This window comes from Kineococcus sp. AC630, from assembly GCF_979255925.1.
The window spans coordinates 1-231 of record NZ_CEEDMJ010000181.1 but is presented as its reverse complement, the minus strand read 5'-3'; the positions used below and the strand labels follow the sequence as shown (position 1 = coordinate 231).

1 protein-coding gene is annotated in these 231 nt (G+C 77.1%); it reads right to left on the bottom strand.

The window, feature by feature from the left end; translation table 11 throughout:
- A partial coding sequence (locus tag AC0I8G_RS26345; RefSeq protein WP_471732558.1) for a hypothetical protein occupies positions 1-231 on the bottom strand: 231 nt, incomplete at both ends.

The window sequence follows — 231 nt, the reverse complement described above, 5'->3', positions numbered from 1 at the left end:
GGGAGGAACCGGGCGAGGTCGCGCGGCGGGACGGGTTCGACGTCGCCCCGCAACGCGGCCAGCGAGCGTCGGCGCAGGATGCGCAGGACGTCGGCGTCGCAGAACTCCAGCCCCGGCCCGCCGGGGCGGAGTTCGCCCTCGACGACGCGGCCGCTGGTCTGCAACCGGCGCAGCGCGTCGTGCGCCGCGGCCCGGCGTTCCGCCAGCGGTGAGTCGCCCTCGTAGAGGAAC